This is a genomic window from Alteromonas gracilis, assembly GCF_043642145.1.
GTDB lineage: Bacteria > Pseudomonadota > Gammaproteobacteria > Enterobacterales > Alteromonadaceae > Alteromonas > Alteromonas gracilis_B.
Genome location: NZ_JBHZRZ010000008.1, coordinates 100,115 through 121,530, shown reverse-complemented (window position 1 = coordinate 121,530; position 21,416 = coordinate 100,115). Strand labels below are relative to the sequence as shown.

Sequence of the window (21,416 nt, the reverse complement as noted above, 5' to 3'; positions counted from 1 at the left end):
AGCTCCTAGTATGTGAATCACAGTCAAAAAGGGTCTTTCTCGAGTATTACCATTATGTTCAACGTTCGTGATTTCAGCATGTTTACTAATAAACTTGTAAGAAAAGCCTCTCGCCTACAATGCGTTATAATCTTCTTATTTGGACTTTGCCAACGCAATTTAGCTCTTCTTAAATAAAAAATATATATAACGATGCATATATTTTAGAACTATCTGTCACCAATACGCGTACCTACCGAAAACCAAAATTTAAGAGGCTTGAATGTACTGTGCAGACTGCGAATCTATCGATGATTATTTCTTCGAAACCACTTATTTTTGGATCTTTGTTCCTACTGTAGAAACATTTGGTAAGCTCGCTAGTCTGTTTGGGTCAATGCAGCTTCAAGCTAATCAAGAATCAACTCACTGCATTACAAGTACAATTGGCAATGAGCAACTACCCAAGTTTATGGTGGCTTTAAGTGGTGCGTTAGAACCCAAAGAGTTAGAAAACACCAAAGTAACAACGACCAAGACGTCCTCTATACCTGGTATTGACGATATGGGGCGTATGACAACAATGTCTATACTGATAAATCGTTATCAAGCGAAGTGGTTAATAGAAAGTGTAGAAAAAGAACGGTTCGAGACGTGGTATCAACCTATTGTTAACGCCAAAGACAAAACACATTTTGCTAACGAAGGTTTATTTCGGATTAGAGACAACCAAGGTAGCATTGTCCCTCCTGCCCTTGCGTTTCAACTTGCGGAACAGTCTGACCTTCTCTTTTCTTTAGACCTTGTTGCCCGTCGTTCTGCGGTAGAGTGCGCTGCAAAGGCCAAACTTCCGGGTAAATTGTTTATTAATTTCAATCCTTCAAGCATTTATGACCCTTCCTATTGCTTGCGAGCTACGGCGGCAAGTATCAACGAAATAGGTTTGTTGCCGGAAGATGTAGTTTTTGAAGTAACAGAGACTCATCGTGCGACAGATATAAATCAACTAAAAGGCATTTTAGCGTTTTACAGAAATGCAGGATTTAAGGTTGCATTAGACGATATTGGCTCTGGCTGGTCTGGTTTAAATTTGCTTCAGTCGTTGCGTCCAGATTACGTAAAGCTAGATATGGATCTTGTGAGAGACGTACACAAAGACCAGTTTAAGCAAAACATTGTCACCAACCTTATTCGCATCGCTAAAGCAAACAATATTGAGGTAATTGCAGAGGGTATCGAAGTAGAAGAGGAAGCAGATTGGCTTACCGACGCCCAGGCCGACTTTTTACAAGGGTACTTTTTTGGAAAACCTGCCCCTGTAGAAACAAAGATTACTGAAGAAGAAGAGCGCAAAGTAGAATCTTCACTGAAGCCTCTTGATAACGCTGCACAGCTATAGGCTGATTACTTAGCCTCGTTAAAACACTGATAGAAAAAAGCGCTATCACAAGGGAAACAAAATTGCAGTGATAGCGCAAAAGTGAAAGGCGAAGAATCGTTTTATTAAATTTAAATCTACATTGGGTCTAGGGTAAGCAATATGCGCTTTTCACCTGGCTCAAGTTTGCATGACCGATAGTAAAAAAAGGAAACTCCAACCAATCGGTAGCCGCAGAGCTGGGTATTTCCGAGCAACTAATCTACAATTGGCGTCGACAGTTCAAGCGCTGTGGGGGCAATCAATTCTCAACAATTCAAGGTGTGAAGTTTCATCAAGAAGACTCTGACGAGGTGCAAGTTCTCAAGCGCCAGCTGGCCGTTCTCAAAGAAGAGAATGCGTTTTCAAAAAAGGCTGCCGCGTACTTTGCGAGCGACCAAGAGTAAAGTACGCACTCATTAAAGTGTATGCGGGGCAATTCAGAGCATCGGTGCTGTGTCTAGCATGAGTAGAAGAAGCAACTGCTGGAACAATGCCGTATTGGAGTCATTCTTCAGTCGTATGAAAGTCGAACTCATATACGGGGAGAAATTCAACTCGCTTCAGGAAATCAAATCTTGTATCTTCGAATACATCGAAATTTTTTATAACCGCGTGCGTCAGCATTCGACATTGGGCTACGTAAGCCCATATGAATACGAAGCGACAAAATGGATGTCCACTTTTAGTGGGTAAGACCATACTCTAACGCCTTACAGCCTGCTACCAATAATTTATATTAACATCCGTTTCCCCCGGAAAACCATAAACAGTGTTTTCAATGGAAAAAATATGTAATGCCAACTTCACTTACTGAGGTGCCAAAAAGAGCGGCGTTGGATATCAATGAACAAAAAGCGATTGTTCAACCTCATGTATTGCTAATTCTAGCATCAAGAATTAAGAGGCCTTTATTCAATTAGCAGACAGGGATACTCGAAAGCCCCACACAATAAATATATGGGGCCGAATAGAGAGCTATAGCCCAGATTCTTTTGATATTTCTTTAGAAAAGAATTGATATAAGCTTGGTACAACAAATAACGTGAGTAATGTTGCTGTAACTAAGCCTCCAACTATTACACTTGCGAGAGGTCTCTGAATTTCAGATCCAACACCATTTGACATTAACATAGGTATTAGACCTAACGCTGAAGTAATAGCAGTCATCAGAACAGGACGTAGTCTTGATGTAGCACCGTCAAATATCGCCTCTGCTGTCGCAAGCCCATCTTTGATTCGTTGATTAATACTTTCCACCATAACAACACCATTGAGTACCGCCACGCCAAACAAGGTAATAAAGCCAACAGAGCTTGGAACTGATAGGTACTGCCCAGAAATATACAGTGAAAATATACCGCCAATAACAGCTAATGGAATATTAAGTAAGATCAGCAATGCTTGTCCTACTGAACCAAATGCGAAATAAAGGAGCAAGGCTATCAAAGCTAATGACAACGGTACGACAATAGAAAGACGCTGTTGCGCTCGTTGCTGACTTTCGAATTGCCCACCTATCGACACCGAATAACCTGCGGGCAATTGTACATCAGAGGCTATCTTTGTCTGGATATCATCAACCACACTTCCCATGTCTCGGCCTTGAACATTGGCTTGAATAACCACCCTACGCTGAACATCATCACGTCTAACCTGTGGAGGGCCAGACTCAAAAGACACAGAAGCTACATCACCAATGCGCACCCAAGCTCCTGTAGGAGATTGCAGTCTAATATCGGCTATTGCTTCACTATTGGCTCTGAACTCCTTATCTAGGCGCACGTAAATATCATAACGTTCGTTACCATTGATAATTTGTCCAGCCCTAACACCACCAATACCGTCTTGCACCACCTCCATAACATCACCAACAGACAACCCATATCGGGAAAGCTCAATCCTATTAGGAGCAATAATAAGTTGAGCTTCACCGGCAATCTGCTCAAGTGCAACGTCCTTTGCACCATCAATCGACTTAATCGCACTTTCAATTTCTTGGCCTTTATTTGCTAGCACCTGTAAGTCAGAGCCAAATAATTTAATCGCAAGTTGCGCTTTAACTCCTGATAACAGCTCATTTACACGAGTAGCAATAGGCTGAGAGAAATTTAGTAACAGCCCAGGAAATTCCTCCAATGAGCGTTCCATTTTATCTTGCAGCTCGTAACGATTAGAGGCGCTTGTCCATTCTGAAACAGGCTTAAGACCAATATAAATTTCAATGTTGTTCACTGGCTCTGGGTCGCCGCCAATCTCTGCTCGGCCAATTCGACTCAATGCGTAAGTTACTTCAGGGAAAGCCATTAGCTTTTCTTCTAATATAGGGGCAACAGATAGCGCTGCTTCTAAACTTGAAGAAGGGGCGAGAGTCACTCTGAGGTTAATGGTTCCTTCTTCTAGCTCTGGCACGAACTCTGTCCCAATTTGTGGAAAGATTGCCGCTGCCGAAACGACGAATGCTAATGATACAAAAACAACCAATTTGGTTCGCTCTAATGCGATTCTCAACAATTTTCGATACACAATATCGATAGGTTTTAAAATTAAGCTTTCCCTTTCTTTCACGCCTCTCTTAAACATAAAAGTGGCAAGTGCTGGAACAACAAACAAAGCAACGACAATAGCTGATACCACAGCTAACATAATGCTGATGGCCATTGGCTGAAATAGCTTTGCTTCAACACCTTCGAAACTAAACAGTGGCGCAAAAACAACGAGAATAATTGAAGCTGCAAAAAAGATAGGGCGAGCAACTTTTTTGCCTGCCAATTTTAACTTTTGTTTAGCTTCAAGACTTGCACCATCGCTCTCTAGTTGTCTGTTTAGGTGTTTAAACATGTTTTCAACCATAACAACTGAACCATCGACTAACATACCAATAGCTACCGCTAATCCGCCAAGCGACATCAGGTTAGCTGAAATACCTAACCATGCCATCACCATTAATGCAATGCCAATGGAAATTGGAATTGAGACAAGGACTAGAAATGTAGCTCTTAAATTCACTAAAAATAGAGCAAGTACAATAGTGATAAAAACAAAAGCCAAAGTAAGAGCTTCAACCACGGTTGCCACGGCTTTTTCAATTAAATCAGCTTGATCATAAAAAGGCTCAAATCGCACACCATCTGGTAATGCCTGATTGATAAGCTTTGCTCTGGTATTAATACCATCTATTGTCGCTTTGGTATTTGACCCCATGCGTTTTAATACAATGCCAGAGACCACTTCACCTAAGTTCTCAACAGTGCCATTATCTGTTTTGCGGGTCATAGTGACAGCGCCTTGTCTGATCTCGGCACCAAGACCTACATTGGCGACATCAGAAACAGTAACAACTACACCATTAAGCGTTTTCACAGGCACATGCTTAATGCTTTCAATACCTTTTTCACCACTTTCGAACCAACCAGTACCACGAATAACAAGCTGTTCTTGACCACGATTCATGTACCAGCCACCGACGTTGGCGTTGTTATTTTTAAGCGCGGATACCACATCCTCTTGGGTTAACTCGTAGGATAACAATTTAGAAGGGTCGACATTAACTTGATATTGACGGACGTTTCCACCGAATGACAGTACATCTGTTACGCCGTCTACAGGCATTATTAGAAGCTTGATGACCCAGTCATTCAGACTTCTAAGCGCCATTGAGTCATAGCTGATTGAGTCGTCTGATATCAGCAAATATTGAAATACTTGCCCTAAACCAGAAGTGTTTGGACCCATCTCTGGTGTCCCAACCCCAGCAGGTATAAGCTCTTTCGCAGCTTGTAAGCGTTCAAATACCAATTGCCTTGCAAAATATATATCCGTACCTTCTTTGAAGACTACAGTAACACCCGACAGACCTGTTTTTGAAATAGAGCGCACTTGTTCTACATCTGGTAATGCGTACATCACAGCTTCTATTGGATATGTGATAAGTTGCTCTACTTCTTCCGCGGCTAAACCTGGCGCTTCGGTATTAACAGCAACTTGTACGTTTGTAACGTCTGGGAACGCATCTAAATTCAATTTAGGGATGGTGATCACAGCATTTACGATTAATGCAACTAGCAGCATTAACACAAGCAGTCTGTTGTTAATAGACCAATCTATAATTCGATTAAACATAGTTGGCCTCCTTAATGATTGTGCGGGTCGAAGCCGCCCTTAGCGATTTCAGAGGCGACAAAGAAAGCACCATGAGTAACGACTTTTGTTCCAGATTCAATGCCAATAATTTCTCGATATTCTCCGAAAGACCGACCTCTTGTTACTTTTACTGCTTTAAACTCATTTGGATGGTTTTCAACAAATACCGTCCAATCTCCGTCACTGCTTCTAATCAACGCTTCTTCTGGTATGGCAATTACTTCATCGTTTGTTTCGAACTGAAAATAAACCTTCACAAACATACCTGAATGAAGCTTATGCCCAGCATTCGTCACAGAAAGTCTTACTGTTCGGGTTCGTATAATTGGATCGATAGTATGAGCTTCTTGAATTACGTTAGCTCGGTATTCAATACCATTTAAATCAATTAAGGCAGGACTGCCCAAGGCTAAATTTAACTCTTTGTTAGGGGAAACATTTGCTTCTACCCAAAGGTCACTCTCATCGGCGAGTAACATGATGGTTTCACCCGCTCCGATGCGCTGACCTTGCATGAAGTCATCTTGTAACACAACGCCATCCCGTTCAGCAATAAGCACATATTGCCCAAACGTACCGCTATCTTGCTGGGCTATTTTTTCAATGCCCTGTCTTGTTAAACCAAAAGCTACCAACTTGCCATAAACGCCTTTGTAAGTATTTTCTGCTTCAACAAGAGTGCGTTCACTTACGTTATTACTTCCTAGTTTTTTCGCTCGCTTCCAATTAGAAGAGGCAATTAAAAAGTCAGCTTGAGTTTGCGCCATTGTTTCGCTGAATAAAGTAACCAGCTTTTGTCCAGATTTTACGTGATCTCCTAAGCTCGCATGGCGATTAATCACCACAGAATCTGTACGAGGCGAAACAATATAACTCTTATAGCCGTTTGCTTTCACTTCTCCGGGAGCATAAACCGTGTTTAAGTATTTCTTTGGAAAAACAGCATCTGCTCCAATGCCTGCTACTTTAATTTTTTGAGTGCTTAAAGTAACCCCTTCTTCATGATCCTCTTCTTTAAAAGAGCTCTTGCTTTCTTGTTCTTCACCTTCTGAATGGTTATGTTCATGCGAAAGTTCATCGCGCTGTGTATTATTTTGACTTTTGTTAGCCAGTGCTGTGTTTATTGAAAACACAGCAAGAATGACTACTAACCCTACGCCAGTAGTTCGAAGAATATTGTTCATAATGACTCTTAACTTTTATTAAACCAAATTGTGTTTGCGCAAAAACGCACTTAATGGAGGAAAAGTTAAGCGATAGGTGGTCGATAGAGCCTAGTTGAAATACCCAAAGGCAACAAAGTTAATTTGTTGAATTTATGTGAATGATTTAAAGACAGGTTTGGAGTACTCGCTTCAACCAAAATCCAACTGGTATGATTGCCACTACAGTGACCGCAATGGTGGCAATCTTCCGTATCATGTTCGTTGTCACTATCTAAATGAAGAAAAAGATCTGCTTCGTGGTCGTGAATGGTTTGTAGATGCTCAACGTCTAACTGATGAGTTTCCATGCTTTCGGATACAGCGACGAAAGATTGCAAAACAATCAATATAATCAGCAGTATTTTTAAAGCTATGTTGGTGTTCAATATTCTATTCTCTTCGTTAGACGTAGCGAATATAACAAATCTCTGAGTACAAATCTAAGCAAGTTAACAGGTTATAATGTTACGCATATCGGCAAATTTCATTGGGAAATTCAAACTCAATGGTGGTATGCGACAAATCAAAACTGCGTAAGTCTTCAGAAATTACTTGTTTGAGTGATTGTAACTTAGGTACATCGTACAGAGCACTTAAAACAAGGTGCACCGTTAGCACATGACTCTCGCCATCTAAAGACCAATAGTGCAAGTGGTGCACTTCTCTCAATTCAGGTTTAGAAAGTAAGGCTTCAGTTATCTTAGCTTGTGTTTCTTTATCAGGTGACGCTTGTAAAAATAATGCCAACGTAGACCTTAAATTTTTTAGGACGTTGAACAGAATAAACAGCGTAAAAGCGATAGATAACAACGGATCTAAAATAGGCCAGTCCACAAACATTAAGATAATTGATACGATTAGGACAGCAACCCAGCCAAGAACATCTTCTAATAGATGCCACGTAAGTACTTTTTCGTTTAATGTGGTTCCCGCTTTAAGTTTATATACGGCATAACCGTTTACCGAAACCCCAAGTAACGCCAATCCTAACATTCCCTCTACCATTGGCATTTCTGGGTTAAGTAACCGAGGAATGGCCTCAACCAAAATAAAGATTGAGCCAGCAATTAAAACAACGCTATTTATTAAAGCACCAAACAGTGACAATCGCTTATAACCGTAGCTGTAAGTCGAAGATGCTTGTTTATCTGAAAAGTGACTCAACAACCAAGCAAAACCGATAGATATGCTGTCACCTAAATCATGGACTGCGTCAGCCATAATTGCTGTACTATTCGTTAGCCAGCCACCGATGAATTCAATGATGGTAAAAGTAATATTTAGAAAAAATGTCCAACCAATGCGTTCATTTTTATCGTGTGAATGGTGGTGACTATGATTGTGGCTGTGCATTTTCACCTCTACTTTGCTTGCTAGCATTTCTCAGGCGATTCACATTTATATTAATGAGATGTCGAATCACCGATTCATATAGCCAGCGTTTTACTCCTGACAAGTTAGTGCCTTTCTCGCTGTAAAATTCATCTGGAGAGTCGTATAAACCAAAGTCATCATGTATGCCTTCCTTCTGAATATAGGTATCTTTTCCAGTCCATTCTGTCTGAGGGTTATCCAAACAGGTTGTTGCGATACCATATCCACAGAAACTACCTTTATCCTTACTAAATTTAGCTTGAACTGAGTTCAGGTAATTGTGGTCGAGGATAAAACCTTCTAAGTTGATCCATTCACCATCAAACAAGACTTCAACCCAGCTATGAATAATATATTTAGGTGCAAGCCAAAACACGTAAACGGGAATAGCACCTCTTTGGAGCTGTTGGTCAATAGTGAACCCATGAAATCGACATTGAATACCGAGCGCCCGCAGTAGAGCCATTAACAAGTTACCCTTAGTATTGCACTGACCATAGCCATCAGCCAAAACTTTACTTGCTGCTATATCATCACTGCGATTATATCCGAACTGAATTTCATCTTTCACAAATGAGTATGCAGCACCTATCTTGTTGAAATCATCTAAAGCTTGCCAATTACGCTCATTAATCAATCGTTGGATAGCCTCATGATTGAAGTCTAGTATTGTTGTTTCAGATAGATAGCTCTCTTTCATAATATCGTCGCCTCACGCAGTTTGACTTTGTATAACACAACTATAAAGTCTATAGTTACTATAGGGTCAAGCGAGAATTGAAATTAATATGAAAATAGGCCAACTAGCCAAGGTATCAGATTGTTCAATACAAACGATAAGGTATTACGAGAGGGAAGGTTTATTGAGTCCGCCAAGCCGCAGCGGAGGAAATTTTCGACTATATGATGAAAAAGCGCTTAAAGAGTTAGAGTTCGTAAAGCTTTGTCGAAGCCTAGATATTTCTTTGTCAGATATCAAAACTTTACTTGAGCTTAAAAAAAGGCCTGAAGAAAGTTGTTCCTCAATAAATGATTTGATTGCAAGACAGCTCGATTTAGTCAACAAGCGCATTAAAGAATTGAAAGCATTAAAGTCTGAGCTTCAAATAATGAAGAAAGCTTGCTCGTCAGACAATACCGTTGAAAGTTGCGGGATTATTAAAACGCTAACAGTGTAATTATTAGCTTCTATTCTCGCTTTTAGTTCATTAGTGCCATTCATAGAGAAGGAATAGCTTCAACCGGAACATTTATCAGACACACCCTCTCATCATTTCAAACGCTCTTAGCATCCAATAATTTGAGCTTCTATACGTTAAGTCTGGTCGATTCAGAGAGCACAGTAACAGGTAGTTGAGTTTAGATAGACATTTTGACTCGTTAAGCTCTATTGATCGCGTTGAATTACAACCGTCATTCACAACAATTGCCTTGGCATCTAACTTAGCTTTGGGGAAGGTTGCCATAAAGTGATCCGCAATTCGCCAATGTGTAGTACACACTTTGTTATCTAGAAAGCCCCTCTTTGCAAGTATAAATGCACCCACGCAAGCAGACGCGAGCATTGCGCCATGTGACTGCATGGTTTTCATGTAGCCGATGAGAGGTGTGAAGTCATGTTTAAAAAATGTTTCGCTTATACTCGGTGGCAAGATGACAACATCAACCAATGCGTTTGAATTTAGCTGTTCCACTTTATAAATTTCAGCGTTGAAAGACACGCCAGCGTTGAGTTGCTCACACATAGTATTTGCCAAATCTAACATTTCAACAATGCCGTAAAGCGAAGATTGGCTTGCGGTAGCATAGTTTATTACGACTATTTTTACGTCTTTCATTGTTTCACTCTGCACCTTAAAAAGCTGTCGTAATTGACGTGCATTTTGTCATTATCGTCACTCTTTATTACACGTGGAAATCGGCAAAATAGTCAACATCTAGTGAACACTCCTGAAGTGTTGCTACGGGATAATTTCATAGAACACAGAGGGCAAGACAATGGCTAAACAAGCACTTATCGTTATAGATATTCAAAACGACTACTTTCCAGAGGGGAAGTACCCTTTGCATAAACCTGAGCTTGCGATGCAAGAAACACTTAAAGCCATGGCTATTGCACAGGAGAAACACATTCCGATAATTCACATACAGCACCATGTGCCTGTCGCCGCTGGAGAAGGGCTATTTTTCTACGAAGGCTCTCGTGGCGCTGAAATTCATAAAGATGTGATGGCCGCTGCCCTCGATGCTCCAATTATTACAAAACAACATGCCGATTGTTTTGAGAAAACCAATTTGGAAGAAACGCTACAATCATTGGGCGTGGAAGAAATTCTTATTGCCGGTATGATGACACACAACTGCGTAACTCACACAGCGTTATCGCCTTCGGCAGCCAAGTATACTCCCAAAGTTATTGAACCTTGCACCTGCACTCGCGACGCCATAGGCCACCTATTGGCACTGGATTCTATGCAAGTACGCGGTATTGAAATTGTGTCAATAGAAACGGCATTTTCTTAACACCATTTTATGGCGCTCATGAAATTTTGCCTTTCTTGATGAGCGCCAACATTTTTCTGAATGTCGTAAAATGGCCTCTACGCAAATCGCAACACTAGGGAAATAATAACGCCCGTCACGATTAACTGAACTAAGCAGAACCCCATAATGTCTTTTGCTTTAAGCCCTGCAATGGCAAGCACAGGCAGTGCCCAAAACGGCTGAATTAAGTTAGTCCATGCATCTCCCCATGCCACAGCCATTGCAACACGGTTAACTTCAGCACCTAGCTCGGCAGCTGCTGGTAATATTACTGGCGCTTGGACCGCCCACTGACCTCCCCCAGACGGTACGAAAATATTCACAATGCCTGCACTTATGAAACTCCACACGGGTAAAGAGTCGGCTGTTGCGAAACTAATAAGCCATTCGGACATTGTTTGCGCTAAACCAGATTGCACCATTACCGCCATTATTCCTGCGTAAAATGGAAACTGAATAACAATACCGCTTCCCCCTTGCACAGCCTGCTGCAGGCTATGTAATACATTTCGCGGCGTTCCATGGAGCACAATGGCAAGAAATAGGAATAGCGTGTTCACGATATTTAGGTTTAACCCACCGCCGGTTAAAAAGTAGTGCGTGAGGTAAGCCAAGCCCGCAAAGCCGACAAGTAAACCAAGCGTTTTGCTGTTTTCAAGTTTATCGGCAGGCCGCTCGTTGATAATTGAAGGCAGTTCATCGTCTTTTAACTTGGCACTATTAACGATGACGCTTTCAGACTTAGGCGGCAACATTAGTCTGTTAACAAGAGGAATGACGACAAACATTATAGCCAGCAGTAACAAGTTGAAACTGCTAAATATGGTATTTTCAGTGGTAATTACGCCAATTTGCGCCTCGGAAAAATGCCCTGGAGTAGCGATAGTCAATGGCACCGAGCCTGCTAACCCACCGTGCCACACGATAAAGCCCGAATAAGCACTGGCGACCAAAAGCCGATAATCTACCTTCACCTTCCGTGCCAAGGCTTTGGCAAATAGCGCCCCGACAACAAGCCCGAACCCCCAGTTTATCCAGCTTGCTATCAGCGATACCACGGTAACGAGTACGATGGCACTGCCAGGGCTTTTTGCTAAGCTCGCAAGTCGCTCAAGTAACGCTTTAACTAATGGCGTGCATGCCAACATAAACCCTGTTACAAGAACAAGCAGCATTTGCATTGAAAAGGTCAACAACCCCCAAAAACCGTCCCCCCACTGCTGCACTGTTGTTAAGGGCGATTGGTTTTGCACAATGCCCGCAAATAGAAAAGTTACGAGTGTAAGTAACAAAACGAAAATATAGGGATCGGGAAGGTATCGCTCGACAAGTTTTACGAAAGGTTTAGAAGCACGGCTTAGCATTAACGCCCTCACAACATGTTAAAAACTTGTTGCATATTAACGTATTTTTATAAGTAAGCGAGACTCTAGTTTGTTTTATTCACCCACTTTTGCAGCGTTGCATTCACTTTCTCAGGCTCAATTGGTTTAGTAAGAAAGTCACTCATTCCCGCTTTCATGCACTTTTCTTTATCACCTTGCATGGCATTTGCCGTCATGGCAATAATAGGCGCTTTCTGATAGTGGTCTCCCGCTGCCCCCTTGCGAATAAGCGCTGTCGCCTCAAACCCATCCATTTCAGGCATTTGACAATCCATCACTATCGCATCATAGCAATTTTGCTGCTCTGTATTTTTCAAAAGCGAAATAGCTTCAACGCCGTTGCTTGCAACATCTACCACATAACCTTCACTTTCAAGCACATTAGTTGCGACTATCTGATTGATGGCGTTGTCTTCTACTAACAAAATGCGCGCAGCATTCGAAGTAAATGATTTAGTTGGGCCTTCCCCCCTGCTTTCAGTGGGCACAGGCTTCGCTTGTACGTCACGCTTTTGAGATTGAATGTTGAAAGCAAAGCCACGAGAGCTTGAGCCGGCCTGCTCTAACGCATTCATCATATCTAACGTGGTAAGCGGTTTGGGAAAGCTTGCTGCAACACCTAGGTCGGCAACCTGTTCAGGGCTTGCCATGTCGCTTAGCTGGGTCATCATCACAACGTGGGTGTGGCGAGTCTTTTCATTGCTGAGAAGCTTTTTGCAAAAGTACGCGATGCGGTCGCTTTCTGTTTTTTTATCAAGAAACACAATATTGACCGATCGCGCGCTGGTGTTATTTGAATAATCGTCTAACTCTAGAATTGAGAGTGCATCGTCGATGGAAGACGCTGTTAGTGTTATTACTCCCCATCGCGAAAACTGCTTTTCCATTGCGCTTCTCGTAGAGGCGTTGTCGTCAATGATCAAACAGTACGAATTACTCTCGTCCACGTGTGGCTGATTCTTTTCATGTTCTTGTGAAAGGCCTACCAGTACGTTTACGTCAAAACAACTCCCCTTTCCAAGCTGCGTTGAGACACTAATATCGCCGCCCAGCAGTTGGCAAAGCTTTTTCGTAATACTTAACCCAAGACCCGTTCCACCGTAGCGCCGCGTGGTTGAGGCATCTACCTGAGTAAATGCTTGAAACAAGTGAGAGAGTTTAGATTCTGTGATACCTATTCCTGTATCAGAAACTGCTATGTGCAATTGCGCCGTTTCTTCGTTATCGCCAGGCATTAGCTCTGCAAAAACTCGTATCTCTCCATTCTCGGTAAATTTTACTGCGTTGCTTAACAGGTTAGACACGATTTGCTGAAGTCGACTTGGGTCTGAGTTTATTCGTGACACGTCTATATCAGATAAATCAAGAACAACCTCTAAGCCTTTTTCCTGTGCCGTGTGGGCAATGGATTGCGCTATCCCCTCAATTAAACCTCTTACATCAAAATCCACATACTCAATCTCAAGTTTACCTGCTTCAATCTTTGAAAAATCTAATATGTCATTTATCAGTACTAATAATGAACTTGCACTTGAGCTTGCAATATTGACTCGCTGAGCTTGCTCTACCGTCAGCTGACTTTTCTTTAATAGATTCAGCATACCAATCACGCCGTTCATCGGCGTGCGGATTTCATGACTCATATTAGCGAGAAAGTCTGATTTTAACTTTGTTGCTTCTTCTGCTTTTTCTAACGCATTTTTTAAATCGTTTGCTTGCGCTTTAAGTGACGCTGTTTTCTCTGAAACCTGATGCTCAAGGGCCTGCACAAATCTTTTTTGCCGTATAATTTCCGCTTGCTGAAAACGCGTTCTCAAATAAATAGCCATGAAAACAAGGCTTAGAATAACAATTCCATATATGCTGTAAGCCCACCACGTATTCCAAGGCGCAGACGCTACGTGCAAGTTTAGCGACAACGTTTCAGTACCCCAGGTTCCGCTGGGATTCTTCGCACGTATCAACAAGGTGTAAGTACCGCCATTTAAATTGGTGAATGAAACGTTGTTGAGGTTGCCAATGTCAATCCACTGTTCATCGTAACCTTCTAATTTGTAAGCGAAATGAGTTTGTTTAGGCGCTGAAAAATCCAAAAGCGCAAATTCAAGAGAAAAGAAGTAGTCTTCATAAGACAGATAGATATCATTTACATAAGATAATGGCTTAGTCAGGCGAACCGCCTTTCCCATTTTCTTAAAACCAGTAAGCACTAATTTCGAGTCGACGGCGTCAGTTAATCCTTCGCCATACTGAAAGTACTCAATCCCTCTTTGACTGCTAGTAAAGAACGTATTTTGCGAGGCTTTTAGCAGGCTATTCGAATAAAAATTTTTACCCGCCAATTCACTATCATTGTTGAAATTAACGGCGCTTTGAGATGCAGGGTCGAAAAGAAATATTCCTTTGTTTGTAGTAAGCCAAAGCTGCCCGTCATCACCATCAGCAATTGCCCTAACCAATGTGGCAGGTAAGCCTTTTCGCTCGTCGAACCTCTCGAATGTCCGTGTCTCTGGTGAATATCGGTTAAGTCCTCTTTGTGTGGCAATCCAAATTTGGCCATTCTGTGCTTCGTGAATGTCCTCGACAATATCGCCAAGCAAAGTTTTTTGTGGGTTGGCTTCAAAATCAAATTGATGGAAAGATTCGCTTTCAGGCGACCACAAATTTACCCCGCCGCCAGTGCCAACCCACATGTTTTCATTAGAATCTTTAACAATGACGTGTATTTCTGGGTGCGACAACCCATCACTCACTAATAAATGTCGAAAACTGCGTGTATTTTTGTTGTAGATATAAATGCCGTGTTTGTATGTCCCTATCCACACGTTACCTTTGTTGTCCAATTCAAGAGCCCTAAACTCTCCAAATTGGCGGAAATTACCGTCTAATTTTGGGTACGCTATGCGCTCAATTGTTCCATTATTGGTGTCTACCCGAGCAAGAAAATCGTCTTGCGCTACCCAAAGGGTACCATTTTCATCTGGTGCGACGACCGGTCGCTCAATCACCCCGCGGTCGGAATATGCTTTTAAATCAGAGAAAATAGACCCATGTAGACGGGTAAGTAGCTGCTCTTCAACTTTCCATGTGTAAATTTCAGCATTCGCCGTGACAATGAGAACGTCTCCGTTTTCATCGAGCTCTATTGCGTTTGGGGCTGAAAGCAAATCACTATTTATTTGCTTTATTTTACGACGAGGTGAAAGTTTGAATATGCCGTGAACTTCGCTGGTTATCCACTTCGTTCTTGTATGATCTTCATAAATAATACGAAGTCCATTGTCATAACCAAAGTCCATTTTTTCTACATAATTTTGCTCACCGGTGTGCCTGTAAAGCCCTTTATTGGTAACAAACCAAATACCGCCTTCATGATCTTCAATCATTGAATTGACTTGCCCTAACGCTTCACCGGCTCGCGTGGTTTGAGGCAGAAACACCCCTGTACTTGGGAAGAACAAAAACGGGCCATTCTGAGTAGCAACATAAAACTGGTTAGCGGATGTGCGAAGCAAGCTTCTTATCTCATTAGCACCTGTAGCGGTATTGTTGTTGGGGTTTGGAAAGAAATGTTGCGAGGTTAGTGTGCGCTTGTTGAATAAGTTCAAGCCAAAACTGGTTGCTACCCAAAGACTGTGTTCATCGTTATCAATAATGTCCCAAATTCTATTGTGAGATAAACCTTGCTCGTTGCGTGCTGATTTTTGAATTCTCTGGAATTGCCCCTCTCCTAGAAAACGATTCAAACCTTGGTCGTAAGAACCAAACCAATACTCTCCAGTCTGGTCATGGAAAAGTGACTGAATACGATTTGATGAGAGAGAGTTTTTGTCTAATGGGTCATTTAAGTAACGAGTAAGCTGGCCTGTTTTGGGGTTGTACTTGTTTACACCGCCACCCCATGTACCAACCCAAATATTGCCATTATTGTCTAGCATTAGGTTGCCAGCATCGTTATGAGAAAGGCCTTGGCCATATTCACCGCCAGACTCTAAAAGCGTGACTTTACTTCCGTCGTAGCGCATTACGCCATTTTCTGCAGTTCCAAACCACAAGAACCCTTGACGATCCTGAATAATGGAATAAATTTCTGACGACACAAAGCCATCATCTGAAGTTAAAAGCTCAATGGAATATTCATTCATGAGCTTGTCAGAACCCGCTGCTAGAGCACTCGGCAAAAAGAAAGAACTTACAAACGCAATCGCAAGCAAACGAAGATACAACAAAAGACAACAATTTATGTTCGGCAAAATAGCGTTCTTCAAGTATATGAAATGCAGAATTACTCTTTAATAACCATAGAGTATCTCTTATTGCTTATCTATTCTACCAAAGGCGCAATTGTCGTAAAAACAAGCATCTTCTCTTAAATCATGACGTTTCGATTTGCTTTGGACCTAGAGGTAACAGCTTAAAGCGCAGGCCGAAAAGGGGGAAGAGGCATAATTAATGCCTCCATAGAAGGGCAGCATGCCTTTAGTAAGTGGTCTAAAAAAGTGGAACGAAGTCGCAATTACATTGTGACTAAACGTGCCCAAAGCGCTTTTACTTGTTGAGCATCTTCACTTTCTAATTCGTTATTAGCGAAAGCGCTATCCAGGCTTTCCAGCATTTTCTGGTTCAATTTATCAACGGTAGCATCTTCTTGCATCTCCATTTGACGAGCTTCAACCGCAAAGTGGCCTTGCAGATAGCTAGCAATGAACAATTCATCGTCACTACCATGATTTACGACATCGTCTAACGACGTTTCAATTTTTGCGATAGCTGTCACGACTTCTTCTGATGCTGCAGCAGGTGGTAACACTTCATACTCCTTTCTAATTAAGGTTCTATTATCTTTAGTAAATTAAACCGAGTTTGGCTTCAAGCTATGCATTTAACTTGCTTAACTTTTTCAATTGTTCGGCGTCTTTGCGTAGCGTTTAGCGCGCATTACATAACACTTTGTCTTTATAACCGGTAATAACGGTGAATGCGCCAGCAAGCTCGGCATCAAGTGCGGCGTCACTGGTATCTAAACGCAGCGGCTTGCCTTGTAGTGCTTGAAGCTTTTGTTTGGTGGCAACGACTAACATGTTTTGTTTGCCAATTTGACGAATAAATTCAGGGCTAAGCTGCTGATTTCCGCGGCCCAAAATATGACCTTGCCCACCAATTACGGTCACTATCACTTTGGTGGGTTTGTCTTTGGTCAATGTAAGTAAATCCGGGGCTGTCACATCACTTGCCACCAGCTCGCCTTGCCTTACAACATCAACCCCTAACAAGGTATTTTCTAAACCAAGAAACTCCATCACCGCACCTACGGTGGAGCCCGAACCCATTACAAAATAGGTATCTGGTTCATCATCCATTAACTCACTGACGTACGCGGCTATATCGTCAAGCACCAAGGCTTCGTCTTCTTTACCGCCCATTTTTACGGCTTGTACGTAGGTTAATTCAGCAGGTACGCGCATTTCACCGTAATGCTTGGCAATAACTTTGCCTTCGCGAAAGGCATTTTCATCGATATCACGCACTTCAGCGTCCATTTCGCTTACCAATTCACCCGCAATCATCTGACTTACTACTTGCCCCGCTGCCGACGGTGAAACGCAATAAACACCAGAGTGAATTTTACAGCCGGCTGGCACACCTAGCACAGGAACCTGAGTGCCAACAACACTGCAAATGTTTCGTGCGGTGCCATCGCCGCCGGCGAATAGAAGTAAATCGACATTAGCTTCGACCATGGCTTTCGCAGCAGCTTCTGAGTCTTCGCCTTCGGTTTGCGTAGCCTTCGGGAAGTAAATAACTTCAAATGGAATACCGAGCGAATCACATACTGACGCGCCCATATCACCCGCCGCAGTTACCACGGTAAATTGACCAGACAGTGCTTCAAGAATACTTAACGCTTTGGCCATTTTTTCGTTCGCTTTCTTCTCTGCCCCCATAGCGAGTGCTTTCTCACGAATTTCTGCGCCATCGCTGCCTTTTAGCGCTAAAGCCCCGCCGATACCCGCAAAAGGGTTCACCACAATACCCAGCTTGAAAAGGGGGTTGTGATTGGCGTCCGATGGATGTTGGGTATCTATTTGAGTCATGCGGCATCTACTCCTGTTTCTTGAGGCGCCTTTTCTTCACCAAATGTGGACAACAACGCGGTTATAAAACGTTCAGCGCGGGGCGGAAAACCGTGTTCTCTAAAGCGTTCAAGCTGAGCGGCTACGTTACGAGTAAAGCCTTCTCTGTCTGGCTCTGCACCGTTCAAATTATCGGTACTAACCTGAAACTTTCTTCCCGCCGCTTCAGTGAACGCCCATTCAATGGCTTGAGGCTTGATTTCCACTTTCTCAAAATCGGCTTGTTGCAACTCGTCACGACCATCAGGACAATACCAATAGCCGTAATCTTCCAACAATCTGCGCTTTTCACCCGCAATGCACCAATGTGCAATCTCGTGAAGGGCACTGGAGAAGAAACCGTGGGCAAAAACAATTTGGTGGTAGCTTTTATCTGCACCCGCTGGAAGGTAAATGGGCTCATCATCGCCCAAAACCAAGCGGGTATTGAAATTTTCAAAGGTGCTATTAAAAAGTGTAATTAGCGTGGTTACCTCCGGATCTTTCTGGGCTTCTTTGTTTGTTTCTGTGTCATTCAAAGAAACCTCGTAGTGGCCTGCCATGTCGTCTTTCGCGATACTTTCAAGAGGAGTTTGACTACTTTGGGTATTCATTACGTCTAATAATATTTTAAAAAAGCGAGCTGAATTGATTGCGCGGCAGTATACCAGCAAAACTTTGTCTTCTCACTTGAAAGGCACGCTTGCATAGGTCAATCTAGGTTTACAACAGCGAATGAGTCATGCCGACTCAACGAGGAGTTTGTCATTTGGTGCAACAGATAATAAAACATATTCATCGGGTGAATGCCCTTCGTGATTTAGCCAATCAACTGGGCGTGATGCCCATTATCCACCAATTACAACATTGGCAGTGCGAACGGTTACTTATAACGCATGACGACTTAGCTCAGCAAAAGCGTTATAAAAAAGCCATGGCGTTTTTTGTAGATGAACTATACGGCCCCAAAGATTTTAGCCAGCGTGACGCCGACTTGGTAAGAGTTATCCCAAAACTTGCAAAAGTACTGCCCGAAAAAGCTATGAATGCCATGGACGATGCATTATCACTCAACGCACTGTCTTTTGATTTAGATATGGCAATGGCGCAGTACCTGAACACCCATTACCCTGATGAACCCATTAATAGGGATAGCTACGCCGAGGCCTATCGTCATGTTGGCCGAAAAGATGATCGTGAGCATCAAATTGACATCATTTCTCATCTGGGCGATCAGCTTGCCGACGTGATAAAAATTCGCGGTATTAGTATGTTAATTTCATTGTCTCGGCGCCCGGCAAAACTTGCTGGCCTACTTGCACTGCACGAATTTTTAGAGCGTGGATTTGATGCGTTCAAAGCTATTGGCGATGTTCAAAGCTTTATTCAGCCTGTGTTAGTGAGAGAAAAAGCGCTAATGCAGGTATTATTAAGCGAAGATTTAACGCTTCCTGAAGAAAACCCGCTCCCCGTTGTGTAACAAGTACTGCCAAGAACCCTTGGTTTGTGAAGGAATAAGGAAACGATTTGAGTAACCAGCCGCTTAATTGGATGTTAGATTCGCCCTATGTGCAGCAATGGCGTATTGACGAGACCCATATTGACCACTATCAACATGTAAACAATGTGGCGTACTTGTCTCAATTAGAAAGCCTTGCTTGGGCACATTCAAACGCACTAGGCTTACAATTTGCCGATTATCAAGCGCTAAATCGAGGCATGGTGATTAAACGACATGAGCTAAATTATCACCTTCCTACACATTTAGGAGACACCTTGGAGTGCGCTACTTGGATTGTATTTTGTGATAGCAAGCTTACCTTAAAGCGTCAGTTTCAGTTCATTTGCCCAAAACGAAATAAAACTGTTTTCGATGCAATAACAACGTTTGTGTGTGTAAGCCTTGATACAGGTGCACCCAAACGAATGCCACTACGCTTTGTAGACGTGTATGGCAAGGCCTGTTTATCGCAATGAAAATTGGTTTAGCTGTGGTGCTTTCACTTTGTTTATGTGTCTCATTGGGCATAAATGTTTATTTGTGGTTGAGCTTAAAGCAGTACAACAACCCAGCAAACGAGCAAATATCTACTAGCGAGCAGCTTTCACAAGGCGTCACTCAATCATTCTCCCATCGACATTCAGCAAGCTCGCCAAGCTCATCCTCAGAGGGAAAAGCAGTGAGCCTACCGTCAAACCCGCGAAATAATGCCACCGCGCTAAGTGAACCGTCCTTGGAAACTGCCAAGTTTCAAGCTAGCCAAAATGATATAGATGCGCTGGAAGCACTGCTTGAAAGTGGCCAATATTCGTTACTTGCCACTACGTTAACCAACTATTTAAAAAACGACCCATTTAATGAATCTTTATTGTTACTGGAAGGTGAGTTAATTGAACTTACAAATTAGCTGAACTTCCCCTTTCACGAGAAACGCGCTCGCTCATCGACACAAAAATAGCCACTTTGTATACGAAGGCGCAAACACAGTTGCGAGGAGATGAGCAGTGGGAATTAGTTGCAAGATTGAATGAGCCACTGTTTCAGCGCATACCTGATTCAGGACGCCCTGATGCAAGGCACTACGCGCTTAACCTCGCCGAAGCTTATGCCTATCAGCAAAAACTAACGCTCATGGAAGATGTACTAGCCGCGCTTCCTGCAAGCGATACAGATGCTAACGCTATTCGCGATAAGGCTTACGAAATGCGCGCTATTACCAACGAAGACAACACGTCAAACGAAAGTCAATTGCAGCAAGAGAACGCTAATAATGAGCGTAATCAGACCCGTGTTGCGCTTGAGCGCATTGGCGATCAATATCGAATTACAGCTAAAGCACTTAACCAAAATGCAATCATGATTTTAGATACGGGCGCGAGTACAACCGCAATATCCTCTGAACTTTTCACCCGTCTAGGGCGCATGCGGAGTCTAACATTTATTGGGAACTTCAATGTAAGAACCGCGTCGGGGACAATTGAAGCTCCGCTGGTACAAATCCCTCGTTTTTACTTTGCTGGTTACGAATTTAGCAACGTTTCAGCCATTGTTCTTCCTGAAGAAGCGCTTCCCGATGCCGACGGCTTGCTTGGTATGAATATATTGGGTGAATTCGACTTTTCGATACTGCCTCAGTCTAGTGAGTTACTTTTGAGTGAGCGCAATTAAATGTGGAACAAGAACAAAAAAGCGCTTCACTTAATCACAGTGAAGCGCTTTTGTTTATTTCTAAGTGGTTGTTTAGCGTTCGCTTAA

The 21,416-nt window shown here is 42.5% G+C and carries 18 protein-coding genes and 1 pseudogene; 8 read left to right on the top strand and 11 right to left on the bottom strand.

Annotated elements, in window-relative coordinates; genetic code table 11:
- Positions 1–262 precede the first annotated feature (262 nt).
- The 3 genes from ACHUFN_RS15095 (at position 263) to ACHUFN_RS15085 (ending at position 2,092) form a co-directional block, all read left to right on the top strand.
- On the top strand, positions 263–1,378 hold the full coding sequence (locus tag ACHUFN_RS15095) for an EAL domain-containing protein (RefSeq protein ID WP_394223261.1): 1,116 nt from the start codon (positions 263–265) through the stop codon (positions 1,376–1,378).
- Between the two features lie 176 nt (positions 1,379–1,554).
- Positions 1,555–1,803, top strand: a complete 249-nt coding sequence (locus ACHUFN_RS15090; protein WP_394223323.1) for a transposase — start codon at positions 1,555–1,557, stop codon at positions 1,801–1,803.
- Between the two features lie 58 nt (positions 1,804–1,861).
- Complete coding sequence (locus tag ACHUFN_RS15085; protein ID WP_394223260.1) at positions 1,862–2,092, top strand: IS3 family transposase; 231 nt, start codon at positions 1,862–1,864, stop codon at positions 2,090–2,092.
- 282 nt (positions 2,093–2,374) lie between these two features.
- Here the strand turns inward: ACHUFN_RS15085 and ACHUFN_RS15080 are convergent, their stop codons facing one another.
- The 5 genes from ACHUFN_RS15080 to ACHUFN_RS15060 form a co-directional block, all read right to left on the bottom strand.
- Positions 2,375–5,518 (bottom strand): efflux RND transporter permease subunit, encoded by a 3,144-nt coding sequence (locus ACHUFN_RS15080; RefSeq protein WP_394223259.1) that lies wholly within the window; start codon positions 5,516–5,518, stop codon positions 2,375–2,377.
- 11 nt (positions 5,519–5,529) lie between these two features.
- Positions 5,530–6,672: an efflux RND transporter periplasmic adaptor subunit gene (locus ACHUFN_RS15075; protein WP_463424084.1), complete on the bottom strand. Its 1,143-nt coding sequence runs from the start codon at positions 6,670–6,672 to the stop codon at positions 5,530–5,532.
- A 116-nt stretch (positions 6,673–6,788) separates the two neighbouring features.
- Complete coding sequence (locus tag ACHUFN_RS15070) at positions 6,789–7,052, bottom strand: hypothetical protein (RefSeq protein WP_394223257.1); 264 nt, start codon at positions 7,050–7,052, stop codon at positions 6,789–6,791.
- 157 nt (positions 7,053–7,209) lie between these two features.
- On the bottom strand, positions 7,210–8,097 hold the full coding sequence (locus ACHUFN_RS15065) for a cation diffusion facilitator family transporter (protein ID WP_394223256.1): 888 nt from the start codon (positions 8,095–8,097) through the stop codon (positions 7,210–7,212).
- The gene (locus ACHUFN_RS15060) at positions 8,078–8,818 is read right to left on the bottom strand and encodes a transglutaminase-like domain-containing protein (protein WP_394223255.1); all 741 of its coding nucleotides are present in this window, start codon (positions 8,816–8,818) and stop codon (positions 8,078–8,080) included. The genes ACHUFN_RS15065 and ACHUFN_RS15060 overlap by 20 nt, the downstream gene beginning before the upstream one ends.
- 88 nt (positions 8,819–8,906) lie before the next feature.
- Here ACHUFN_RS15060 and ACHUFN_RS15055 point away from each other — a divergent pair, with 88 nt between their 5' ends.
- Entirely contained in the window at positions 8,907–9,296 is a 390-nt protein-coding gene (locus ACHUFN_RS15055) for a Cd(II)/Pb(II)-responsive transcriptional regulator (protein ID WP_394223254.1), read from the top strand.
- Between the two features lie 75 nt (positions 9,297–9,371).
- Here ACHUFN_RS15055 and ACHUFN_RS15050 read toward each other — a convergent pair whose 3' ends face one another.
- Complete coding sequence (locus ACHUFN_RS15050; protein ID WP_394223253.1) at positions 9,372–9,956, bottom strand: DJ-1/PfpI family protein; 585 nt, start codon at positions 9,954–9,956, stop codon at positions 9,372–9,374.
- 160 nt (positions 9,957–10,116) lie between these two features.
- On the opposite strand from ACHUFN_RS15050, the gene ACHUFN_RS15045 reads away from it, so the two are divergent.
- Positions 10,117–10,641, top strand: a complete 525-nt coding sequence (locus ACHUFN_RS15045; protein WP_394223252.1) for a cysteine hydrolase family protein — start codon at positions 10,117–10,119, stop codon at positions 10,639–10,641.
- Between the two features lie 77 nt (positions 10,642–10,718).
- Here the strand turns inward: ACHUFN_RS15045 and ACHUFN_RS15040 are convergent, their stop codons facing one another.
- The 5 genes from ACHUFN_RS15040 to ACHUFN_RS15020 form a co-directional block, all read right to left on the bottom strand.
- Entirely contained in the window at positions 10,719–12,026 is a 1,308-nt protein-coding gene (locus ACHUFN_RS15040; RefSeq protein ID WP_394223251.1) for a short-chain fatty acid transporter, read from the bottom strand.
- A gap of 65 nt (positions 12,027–12,091) precedes the next feature.
- The gene (locus ACHUFN_RS15035; RefSeq protein ID WP_394223250.1) at positions 12,092–16,192 is read right to left on the bottom strand and encodes a hybrid sensor histidine kinase/response regulator; all 4,101 of its coding nucleotides are present in this window, start codon (positions 16,190–16,192) and stop codon (positions 12,092–12,094) included.
- 371 nt (positions 16,193–16,563) lie between these two features.
- The gene (locus tag ACHUFN_RS15030; RefSeq protein ID WP_394223249.1) at positions 16,564–16,857 is read right to left on the bottom strand and encodes a YfcL family protein; all 294 of its coding nucleotides are present in this window, start codon (positions 16,855–16,857) and stop codon (positions 16,564–16,566) included.
- A 118-nt stretch (positions 16,858–16,975) separates the two neighbouring features.
- Positions 16,976–18,142, bottom strand: coding sequence for an ATP-NAD kinase family protein (locus ACHUFN_RS15025; protein ID WP_394223248.1), 1,167 nt, complete (start codon positions 18,140–18,142; stop codon positions 16,976–16,978).
- Positions 18,139–18,774 carry an elongation factor P hydroxylase gene (locus tag ACHUFN_RS15020; protein WP_394223247.1) on the bottom strand — a complete coding sequence of 212 codons (636 nt, stop codon included), beginning with the start codon at positions 18,772–18,774 and terminating at the stop codon, positions 18,139–18,141. The genes ACHUFN_RS15025 and ACHUFN_RS15020 overlap by 4 nt, the downstream gene beginning before the upstream one ends.
- 155 nt (positions 18,775–18,929) lie before the next feature.
- Between ACHUFN_RS15020 and ACHUFN_RS15015 the strand changes: the two genes are divergently transcribed.
- The 3 genes and pseudogenes from ACHUFN_RS15015 to ACHUFN_RS15005 all read left to right on the top strand — a co-directional run bounded on the left by ACHUFN_RS15015 (position 18,930) and on the right by ACHUFN_RS15005 (position 21,329).
- Positions 18,930–19,640, top strand: a complete 711-nt coding sequence (locus tag ACHUFN_RS15015; RefSeq protein WP_394223246.1) for an FFLEELY motif protein — start codon at positions 18,930–18,932, stop codon at positions 19,638–19,640.
- A gap of 47 nt (positions 19,641–19,687) precedes the next feature.
- Positions 19,688–20,137 carry an acyl-CoA thioesterase gene (locus ACHUFN_RS15010; protein WP_394223245.1) on the top strand — a complete coding sequence of 150 codons (450 nt, stop codon included), beginning with the start codon at positions 19,688–19,690 and terminating at the stop codon, positions 20,135–20,137.
- Positions 20,134–21,329: pseudogene (locus ACHUFN_RS15005) on the top strand (retropepsin-like aspartic protease family protein). The gene ACHUFN_RS15010 and the pseudogene ACHUFN_RS15005 overlap by 4 nt, the downstream one beginning before the upstream one ends.
- Positions 21,330–21,416: the final 87 nt, after the last annotated feature.